Annotated in this window: 11 protein-coding genes; 9 read left to right on the forward strand and 2 right to left on the reverse strand. The window is 47.0% G+C overall.

Going from position 1 to position 10040, the window contains the following annotated elements; translation table 11 throughout:
- A partial coding sequence (pspF, locus tag ACLR2L_RS15930) for a phage shock protein operon transcriptional activator (protein WP_413369476.1) occupies window positions 1-725 on the reverse strand: 725 nt, incomplete at its 3' end.
- A 197-nt stretch (window positions 726-922) separates the two neighbouring features.
- On the opposite strand from pspF, the gene pspA reads away from it, so the two are divergent.
- The 9 genes from pspA (at window position 923) to maiA (ending at window position 9294) form a co-directional block, all read left to right on the forward strand.
- Window positions 923-1615: a phage shock protein PspA gene (pspA, locus tag ACLR2L_RS15935; protein WP_413369478.1), complete on the forward strand. Its 693-nt coding sequence runs from the start codon at window positions 923-925 to the stop codon at window positions 1613-1615.
- A 53-nt stretch (window positions 1616-1668) separates the two neighbouring features.
- On the forward strand, window positions 1669-1908 hold the full coding sequence (gene pspB, locus ACLR2L_RS15940) for an envelope stress response membrane protein PspB (RefSeq protein ID WP_140956043.1): 240 nt from the start codon (window positions 1669-1671) through the stop codon (window positions 1906-1908).
- A complete protein-coding gene (pspC, locus tag ACLR2L_RS15945) occupies window positions 1905-2354 on the forward strand; it encodes an envelope stress response membrane protein PspC (RefSeq protein WP_140956042.1) in 450 nt (149 codons plus the stop codon). Before pspB ends, pspC begins: the two co-directional genes overlap by 4 nt.
- A gap of 220 nt (window positions 2355-2574) precedes the next feature.
- Window positions 2575-3372, forward strand: coding sequence for a phenylalanine 4-monooxygenase (gene phhA, locus ACLR2L_RS15950; RefSeq protein ID WP_413369481.1), 798 nt, complete (start codon window positions 2575-2577; stop codon window positions 3370-3372).
- 157 nt (window positions 3373-3529) lie between these two features.
- Window positions 3530-5086, forward strand: a complete 1557-nt coding sequence (gene tyrR, locus ACLR2L_RS15955) for a transcriptional regulator TyrR (protein ID WP_140956040.1) — start codon at window positions 3530-3532, stop codon at window positions 5084-5086.
- Between the two features lie 201 nt (window positions 5087-5287).
- Window positions 5288-6382: a 4-hydroxyphenylpyruvate dioxygenase gene (hppD, locus tag ACLR2L_RS15960; protein ID WP_140956039.1), complete on the forward strand. Its 1095-nt coding sequence runs from the start codon at window positions 5288-5290 to the stop codon at window positions 6380-6382.
- The gene (locus ACLR2L_RS15965) at window positions 6375-7505 is read left to right on the forward strand and encodes a homogentisate 1,2-dioxygenase (protein WP_413369483.1); all 1131 of its coding nucleotides are present in this window, start codon (window positions 6375-6377) and stop codon (window positions 7503-7505) included. The genes hppD and ACLR2L_RS15965 overlap by 8 nt, the downstream gene beginning before the upstream one ends.
- A 12-nt stretch (window positions 7506-7517) precedes the next feature.
- Window positions 7518-8528 carry a fumarylacetoacetate hydrolase family protein gene (locus ACLR2L_RS15970; protein WP_413369485.1) on the forward strand — a complete coding sequence of 337 codons (1011 nt, stop codon included), beginning with the start codon at window positions 7518-7520 and terminating at the stop codon, window positions 8526-8528.
- Between the two features lie 112 nt (window positions 8529-8640).
- Entirely contained in the window at window positions 8641-9294 is a 654-nt protein-coding gene (gene maiA / locus ACLR2L_RS15975) for a maleylacetoacetate isomerase (RefSeq protein WP_140956445.1), read from the forward strand.
- A 45-nt stretch (window positions 9295-9339) separates the two neighbouring features.
- On the opposite strand, the gene ACLR2L_RS15980 is transcribed toward maiA, so the two are convergent.
- A complete protein-coding gene (locus ACLR2L_RS15980) occupies window positions 9340-9807 on the reverse strand; it encodes an Lrp/AsnC family transcriptional regulator (RefSeq protein WP_140956036.1) in 468 nt (155 codons plus the stop codon).
- Between the last annotated feature and the right edge of the window lie 233 nt (window positions 9808-10040).

Genomic DNA, 10040 nt, shown 5'->3' on the forward strand with positions numbered 1-10040 from the left:
CACCGGTATACCGCGCGTTCCACCACGTTTTTCAATTCCCGGATATTACCAGGCCAGTCATATTCCAATAAGATGCGTTTGGCTTTGGCCGTGAATCCGCTGAACAACTCCATTTCGAGTTCTCGCGCCATATTAATGGCGAAGGTTTCTGCCAGTAGTAAAATGTCTTCGCGTCGTTCCCGAAGGGGAGGAATGGTAATAACGTCAAACGCGAGTCGGTCCAGCAAATCAGCGCGGAATTCACCACTTTCGGCTAGCGACGGTAAATCCTCATTGGTAGCAGCAATAAGACGCACATCTACCTTTAATGAACGACTTCCACCTACGCGCTCAAATTCTCCGTATTCTATAACGCGCAGGAGTTTCTCCTGAATCATCCCGGAGGTATTTGCCAGTTCATCCAGGAATAACGTGCCGTTGTGCGCTACCTCGAATCGACCTTCCCGACGTTTGGCTGCGCCAGTAAATGCGCCTGCCTCATAACCAAACAATTCACTTTCAAGTAAGTTCTCGTTCAGTGCAGCACAGTTTAGCTTTACGTAGTTTTGATCCCAGCGTTTCGACAGGAAGTGTAAACGTGCGGCAATCAACTCTTTACCAGTACCGCGTTCACCGATGATAAGCACGGGCTTATTAAGTGGCGCAATCTGAGATACCTGCTCCAGAATCTCTAAAAAGCTGTTTGCTTGCCCGAGTAAATTGTCTTGTTGGCGAAACCGACTCATTAATTCCCTCAAAAAATAGCCAAATCGACCAATTAATAGTGTAGATTAAAAAAGAAGCCGATTCGAGTATTTCTTTTTATCAATTAAAACTCTTTAAAAACAAAGTGTTAAAATATTTTTTGAAGTTGGCAGGGTATTTGTATGGTTATAACCAAGATTAACCATTCGTTTTCAACACGAGCCAGAGGTAAGTAATTATGGGTATCTTCTCGCGTTTCACTGACATTGTGAACTCAAATATTAATGCATTACTCGACAAGGCTGAAGATCCGGAGAAAATGGTTCGCCTGATCATCCAGGAGATGGAAGACACACTGGTAGAAGTGCGTTCTGCGTCAGCCAAAACCATTGCCAGCAAAAAGGATATTGCGGCGCAAATCAACAAAATGGAAGCGGATGCTGCCGATTGGCAGGCTAAAGCGGAATTTGCACTTAGCAAAGATCGCGAAGACCTGGCGCGAGCTGCACTGCAGGAAAAGAAAAAAAGCAATGAAGCCGCTGATACATTGGGTAAAGAGCTGAAAATTGTTGAAGAACAAATTGGTAAGCTTCAAACCGAAACCGCTCAGCTGCAGGAAAAACTGGCCGATGCCAAAGCGCGTCAAAAAACCATTGTGATGCGTCAGAAAACGGCAGCGTCACGCCTCGAAGTGCGCAAAACACTCGACAGTGGCAAAATTGACGAAGCAATGGGTCGCTTTGAACAATATGAGCGCAAAATTGACGACATCGAATCGCAGGTTGAAGCCTATGATTTGGGTAAAAAGTCTTTGCACGATGAATTTGCAGAGTTAGAAGCAGGCGATAAAATTAACGATGAGCTGGAAGCGTTAAAAGCCAAAATGAAGCAATCTGCAAAGTCTGCTGAAAAATCAGCTAATGCAAAGTAAGTCATTAACGTATTTGGCTGATTTGAATCAGCGCGTCATATCGGAGGTATATTATGGATGAGGGCACGGTTGCAGTAATACTTGCACCACTGATTATATTCTTAATCTTTGTGGCGCCAATATGGTTAATCCTGCACTATCGCAGCAAGAAGCAGGTTAACCAGGGGTTAACGGCCGAAGATCAAATCGCACTGCAAGACCTGGCTGGTAAAGCCGAAGTCATGGCAGACAGAATTAAAACCCTGGAAGCGATTCTGGATTCTGAGGCCCCGGAGTGGAGAAATCGCGCATGACCAAGAAAACGATGTATCGTGATGCCAAACACGGCCGCATTGCCGGTGTGTGTGCCGGGATTGCCGAGTACTTTGGACTGGAAGTCTGGTTAGTACGTATCCTTACCGTCACAGCGTTTTTCTTACTGGCAGGGCCCTTTGTATTTGTTACCTATATCGCGTGTTGGTTTATTTTTGACAAACGACCTGAAAATACACCGCATGTCACTGCGCATCGCGAAAGCAGCGATACCAGTAAAGGATGGCGTAACAGCAGCGTAAGTAATACCGAAGACAATGAACGGGTGGAAGTAAAAACCAAGGTATGGCAGGCAGGCGAGCCACCAAGACAGGCATTCCACGACATTGCTAATCGCTTTCAGGGAATTGAGAAACGATTGCGCAAAATTGAGACTTATGTAACGTCACGTGAGTATCAGTTAAACCGGGAAATCAGCCGTCTGTAACGGCTTACCGAAACGCCGATACAAGCACTTTTAAAAGCCCGCTAAACGTTGTTTTAGCGGGCTTTTTCGTTAGCCATACCGATTCTCTGCGCAGCGAATAAATACCCCGCATGTAAATTTTATGTTACATGGGAAAGCCTACAGCAAAGCGTTATAGACGTGTTTCCAAACGCTAAAATCATTACACTTTAGTGAATAAATTGTTAACTAAATTCGGTGTATGGCTAAGCAATCAAAATATCATTCAAAAACTCCTGGTCCTGGCGGAATAATTCAATGGTCTGACGCTGAGAACAAGGTGTGGAAGGCATTGTACGAGCAGCAAATGGCGTTGCTACCAGGCAGAGCCTGTGATGAGTACTTTCACGGATTGACTTTACTCGGCCTGCAACCTGATGTGATCCCACAGCTTCCGGATATAGACAGAGCACTACAAGCTGCAACCGGGTGGAAGACTGCCGCGGTGCCAGCACTGATCAGTTTCGCAGAGTTTTTTGAATTACTGGCGAACAAGCAATTTCCTGTCGCCACCTTTATACGCAGTGAAGAAGACTTCCACTATTTGCAAGAGCCGGACATTTTTCATGAAGTGATGGGGCATTGCCCGCTGTTAACCAATCCGGCGTTTGCCCGTTTTACTGAAACTTATGGCAAATTAGGGTTGCAGGCAAGTAAAGAGGATCGTGTATTTTTGGCCAGATTGTACTGGTTTACCGTAGAGTTTGGTTTGGTGAAACAGCACGAGGGCTTGCGTATTGTAGGAGGGGGCATTATGTCGTCTCCCAAGGAGACGCTGTATGCCCTTGAAAGTGAAGTCCCGGTACGCCGAAACATAAACGTGATGGATGTGCTTCGCACACCGTATCGCATTGATATATTACAACCGCTTTACTACATTCTTGAAAACTTCGACCAGTTACTGGACATTTCCGCGATGGATCTAATGGCACTGGTTCAGGATGCCAAACAACTCGGCTTGTTTGAACCCCTATTTGAACCTAATAAAAAAGCAAGCTAACTGTACTAAAAATCCTCACCGTGCATACCTGATATGCACGGTTTTTTGCGCATTTCTCAAAAAATGAACAATTCAGTTTCTAATTGCGTATTAGCCTAGAATAGTTATTAAAATGTGATATTCTGTAAAATATAGTTTACAGCTGCCAGGTGTTTGGATGCGTTTAGAAATCAGTTGTCAGGACAGGCTTGGGATCACCCAGGACGTTCTGGATATTTTAGTTACCCATAACATTGACCTCCGTGGTATTGAGATTGACGAAGGCGGTAAAATTTTTCTTAACTTCCCCAACATTAAGTTTGAAGATTTTCAGCACTTAATGCCTAAGATTCGGCGAATTCCGGGTATTGAAGACGTTAAAACAACGTTATTCATGCCAGGAGAGCGCGAGCGAAATCAGCTGTTTGCAATTGTGCAAACCTTACCTGATCCGGTGTTTTCTATCGACAACCGCGGAAAGCTACTGTTGTGCAATGATGCAGTAACCAGCGGACTGGAAATGGACGAACAGGATCTGTTGCATACCGAAATTGGCGAATACGTGAAAGGCTTCAACTTTGGCCGCTGGTTAGAAAGTAAAAATCCGGGGCCACACAGTACAAAGGTGAAGTTTATTCAACAGGACTTCGTAGCCGATATTCTGCCCATTACGGTAGATGATTCGGATGATAAGGCCATTCTGGCGGGTGCTGTTGTGATGCTTAAATCGGAAGTGCGACTTGGTCAGCAAATTACGGTGTTTCATCAGCATGGCAAGGGCAGCTTCGACAAGCTGATCACGCAGTCGCCCAGCATGCAACAAACCATCGATGAAGCTAAGCGGATTGCCGATCTCGATGCGCCCATTCTGATATTCGGTGAAACCGGCACGGGTAAAGAGATGCTGGCGAAAGCCTGCCACCAAAGTAGCCGCCGTGCCGATAAACCTTTCCTGGCGCTGAACTGTGGTGCTATTCCGGATAACGTTGCCGAAACAGAATTGTTTGGTTATGCCGCGGGTACGTTTAATCAGACGCAGGCAAAAGCCGGCTTGTTAGAACAGGCTGCCGGTGGAACGCTGCTGCTCGATGAAATTGCCGATATGTCCAGTCAGTTGCAGGCCAAATTGCTCCGGGTACTGGAAGACGGTGCGTTTCGTCGCATTGGTGATGTAAACCCCGTAGCGGTGGACGTGCGATTTATTTGCACTACCTGTCAGGATTTGGGGCAATTAGTGGAAGATGGTAAGTTTCGCAAAGAACTGTATTACCGCCTTAACGTGTTGGGATTGGTTGTACCGTCGCTGCGTGAGCGTCGTTCCGACATTGTGCCGTTATCTGAAGCCTTTATTTTGCAGCACAGCGCAAAGCTGGGACGTCGCCCGGCTAAACTCAGCAAATCCTGCGTGGATTTTTTGCAACACTATCCATGGCCGGGCAATGTCAGACAGCTTCAGAATGCTTTATTCCGCGCGTTGTCGCTGCTCGATGGTAATGAAATTACCAAGGAAGATATTCAATTACCCAGCTGCACGCCCAGCATGACCTATGTAGATGAGAATTTTGAAGGCAGTCTGGACGACGAAGTGAAAAAATTCGAACGGGAGCTGTTGAAGAAACTGTATCCATCCTATCCTAGCACCCGTCAACTGGCGAAAAAGCTCGGGTTAAGTCACACAGCTATTGCAAACAAGCTACGAGAATATGGCATCAATAAAGCCACTGTAAAGTTATAGTTACAGGTTGATGAAGCTTGCAAAGCCGTTCTGACAGGCGCAGAACGGCTTTTTTTATGGGTTGCAAAAAGTGTGTATTTCGCTGTTACTTTTTGTTTACAAAAGCTGTAAATTCCCGCCGTTAACTCTCTTATTTGGCGGGCTTCTGTCGCAATAGGTTCTCTGATTATATTGTTGCAATCATGTTAATCGGAGACATCAATGACAACACATTCTAATAACTACAATCCTCTGGGCACTGACGGCTTCGAATTTGTCGAGTATACGGCTGCTAACGAAGAAGGCATCAACGCACTCAAAGCGCTGTTTTCATCGCTGGGTTTTGCCGAAGTGGCAAAACACAAATCAAAGCGCGTATGGTTGTACCGTCAGGGCGACATCAATTTCATTGTTAATGCTGAACCAGCGTCACAGGCTGAAGAATTTGCCCGATTACGCGGGCCCAGCGTATGCGGTATGGCATTTCGTGTGAAGGATGCTGGCGTAGCGATTGAACACGCTCTGGCTCATGGCGGTAAATTGTTCCGCGGAAACCTCGGCCCCATGGAACTGAATATTCCTGCGATTTACGGTATCGGCGAAAGCACGTTATATTTTGTTGACCGTTACGGCTCAGAAAGCATTTACGACGTCGATTTTACTTTCTACCCCGACTGGCAGGAACGCGTTGCCAATGTCGATGCCGGCTTACAATTGATCGATCACCTCACACACAATGTGAAACGCGGCAATATGGCAGTGTGGGCCAACTTCTACGAGAACATCGGTAACTTCCGCGAGATCCGTTATTTTGATATCGAAGGTAAGTTAACCGGACTGGTGAGTAAAGCCATGACTTCCCCGTGCGGTCGTATTCGTATTCCAATCAATGAATCGGTTGACGATCATTCGCAAATTGAAGAGTTTATCAAGGCCTACAATGGTGAAGGGATCCAGCATATCGCTTTGTCTACCGACGATATTTACAAAACCGTGAAAGAGCTGAAAGGCCGCGGTCTGGCGTTTATGGATACCCCTGACACTTATTATGATGCGGTAAATACTCGCATTCCTGGCCACGGAGAGTCGGTAGATGTGCTTCGCGACCTGCGTATCCTGATAGATGGTGCGCCGGAGCAGGACGGCATTTTGCTCCAAATTTTCACAGATACGGTAATTGGCCCGGTGTTCTTCGAAATCATTCAGCGCAAAGGCAATGAAGGTTTTGGCGAAGGGAACTTTAAAGCGTTATTCGAGAGTATCGAGCAGGACCAAATCCGTCGTGGCGTATTAAACGTTGAGGGTGATAATGCGTAATCCGGCGCGGTTTCCCATAAAGCAGGGTCTGCATTCAAGTCAGGCTCATGCTGACTTACCTGAGCAGGCGCTGTACGAGCGCGAAGTGGGGCGGGAGGGCTTTTTCGGTCCTGCCACCCATTTGCATCACAAACACGCCCCAACTGGCTGGTGTGAATGGGAAGGCGAATTGCGCCCACGCGCATTCGATCTTACTCAATTAAACCAGCTTGCCGAGGCCAATTCACCGTTTAGTGCGCCAGTGATATTGCACAATGCACATTGCCAATACCGGTTCTGGCACTGCAATGAGCCAATGCGGAAACTGGCCAGAAATGCTGATGGCGATGACTTATTGTTCGTGCACAAAGGCGAGGGCGACTTTTTCTGTGATTACGGGCACTTTGTGGTAACCGAAGGCGACTACATAGTGATACCCCGTTCGACCATGTGGCGACTGGAACCGCATTCGCAAATGCAGTTGCTGATGATTGAAGCTACGGACGACAGCTATCAGTTACCTGACAAAGGACTGGTTGGCAATCACGCTATCTTCGATCCGGCAATGCTAAAGGTTCCTGAAATCAACGATACGTTTCTATCGCAGCAGGATGAAAATACCTGGCAGGTGGAAGTAAAGCGTCATCAGCGTTTGTCGCGGATCACTTATCCGTTTAATCCGCTGGATGCACAGGGTTGGCATGGTGATCTTACGGTAATGAAAATTAACTGGCGCGATATTCGCCCACTTATGAGCCATCGTTATCACTTACCGCCATCGGCGCACACAACCTTTGTGGCTAAGCGCTTTGTGATTTGCACCTTTGTACCGCGTCCTATTGAAAGCGATCCGGGTGCATTAAAGGTGCCTTTTTATCATAGCAATGACGACTTCGACGAAGTGTTGTTCTACCACGCGGGCGATTTTTTCAGCCGCGACAATATTGAGGCGGGTATGGTGACATTCCATCCGGCTGGCTTTACACACGGTCCACACCCGAAAGCCTTCGCTGCCGGACAGGCCCATAAGAAAACCTTTACCGACGAAGTGGCGGTAATGCTGGATACGCGGGATGCGCTGGATATTACTGCCGCAAGTCAGGCCGTTGAGAACGCCGAATACGTGTACAGCTGGAAAGGTTAACAGGAGAACAGAATGAAGTTTGCTACTTACAAGAATGCACAGCGAGATGGTGCATTAATGGTGGTAAGCCGCGATTTAACGCGCGCGGTTTCCGCTGCACCGGTTGCCCAAACCATGCAGCAATTCATCGACAACTGGGATGCATTGAAAGCACCGATGCAAGCACTGTATTCACAACTGAATAACGGCGAAATCGACAGCGAAGCTTTCGATGCCACGCGTTGTCATTCACCGTTGCCAAGGGCTTATCACTGGGCTGATGGCAGTGCTTATGTAAATCACGTAGAGCTGGTTCGCAAAGCACGTGGCGCAGAAATCCCTGAATCGTTCTGGACCGACCCGCTCATGTATCAGGGCGGCAGCGATGATTTTATTGGTCCCTACGATGATGTAGTGGTGCCCGACGTTACCATGGGTATCGATTTTGAGGCAGAAATTGCGGTAGTGACCAACGATGTGCCAATGTGTGTTTCGCCCGAAACTGCAGGCCAACACATTAAATTACTTATGCTGGTGAACGATGTGTCATTACGCGGGTTGATTCCCGGTGAGCTGGCGAAGGGGTTTGGTTTTTATCAGTCCAAGCCTGCCAGTGCCTTTTCGCCGGTTGCTGTTACCCCCGATGAGCTGGGCGACAGCTGGATGAACAACAAGGTAAATTTGCCGCTACTCACGCATTACAACAATGAACTGTTTGGCAAGCCCAATGCTGGCGTGGATATGACGTTTAATTTTGCGCAGCTCATTGCCCATGCGGCCCGTACCCGCAATTTAGGTGCTGGTACTATTATTGGTTCAGGTACGGTGTCAAATAAACAGGGCACTGACTACGGATCTGCTATAGTTCAGGGAGGGGTTGGTTATTCGTGTATTGCAGAAGTACGCATGATTGAAACTATTCGCGATGGCAAGCCTTCAACCAGCTTTATGTCGAATGGTGACACAGTGCGAATTGAAATGCTCGACAATCAACACAACAGCATTTTTGGCGCGATTGAACAAAGGGTGCGTGTGCTGAACTAGTATCACGAACTTGCGTTACGAACTAGCGTTAAGAACTAACGTTATGAACCAGCGTTAAACTGCTAAACCGGTACCTGTTTCATGCAGGTACCGCACAATTAGGAAATCCATGATGAGTCTGAAGTTATATGGATACTGGCGTTCCTCGGCAACTTACCGGGTTCGCATTGCACTGAACCTGAAAGGGTTAGAGTACGAATACGTGCCAGTGCACCTGGTGAAAGACGGCGGCGAACAACATCAGGCCGCTTACGATTCACTCAACCCCTCGCATCTGGTGCCCACGTTTGTTGACGACGATGAGGATATTATTCTTAACCAGTCATTGAGTATCATTGAATTTCTCGATGAACGATATTCGGAACCGTTTCCACTAATCCCTGCCCACACAGTAGAACGGGCAAGGGTGCGCAGTTTGGCTCAGGATATTGCCTGTGATATTCAGCCGCTGGCAAATTTACGTGTATTGCAAACATTATCCCAACAGTTTGACGCGTCTTCTGAGCAGAATAATGCCTGGTGTAAGCATTGGATTGAAAAAGGCTTCGATGGTATCGAGCGTCGCCTGCAAACTCAGGCTGGCCGATTCTGTTTCGATTTTAATGTCACACTGGCTGATGTGTGCCTGGTACCGCAGGTATACAATGCCAAACGGTTCGGGGTGGATATGGAGAAATACCCACTGATCACCCGCATTTACAATAATTGTCAGGCGCTGGAAGCCTTTCAGCAGGCAGAACCAGAAAACCAACCCGACGCGCAATAGCGTCGGGTTACGAGCCTTGTAGTTAAATAGATAATTCGCGAATCGTTACTGATTCTTAATGGGCAACGCGGTGGTATTTTTCACCTGCTTTAACGCAAACGTTGAACTTAAATGGTCTACACAGGGCAGGTGAGTGAGTTTGGTCTTCAGAATGTGCTCGTATTCTTCAATACTTTCTACAATCACTTTTAACAAGTAGTCTTTTTCACCACTGGTAGTGTGGCACTCTACTATTTCATCAATCGACTGCACGGCTTTTTCGAAATCGGTTAACGAATCCCCATCGTGATTTTTCAGTGAAACATAAATAAATACCGACACACCCAAATTAAGCTTTTTGCCATTCAGTAATGTGACTTTTTTAAGAATGATCCCTTCTGATTCAAGGCGTTTCACCCGACGCCAGCACGGGGTATGAGACAAGCCCACCTGTTGACTGAGATCAGCCATAGAGATAGTGGCATCCTGTTGAAGCACGCGTAGGATTTCGCGGTCGAATTTGTCCAGTTTCATTAATGTGCTCGTGAGTAGGTCGTTATGATAGTTATTATGTGAGCATTATAATACTAGGATATACATCCTACAAAGTACTGGCGAAAAAAATTGCCGTTCTCCGGCGTAAATTAAACGAACAAAACTCGCAAAAACTGTCCTCAGCACTGTGCGCTAGTATAGCGTTTTCTTGCACTGGAACGGTTTACCCTATGTCTGTTTTTGATCACCCGGAATTTGATGGCCACGAGCAC

It is taken from the genome of Alteromonas sp. AMM-1, from assembly GCF_047290655.1.
GTDB lineage: Bacteria > Pseudomonadota > Gammaproteobacteria > Enterobacterales > Alteromonadaceae > Alteromonas > Alteromonas mangrovi.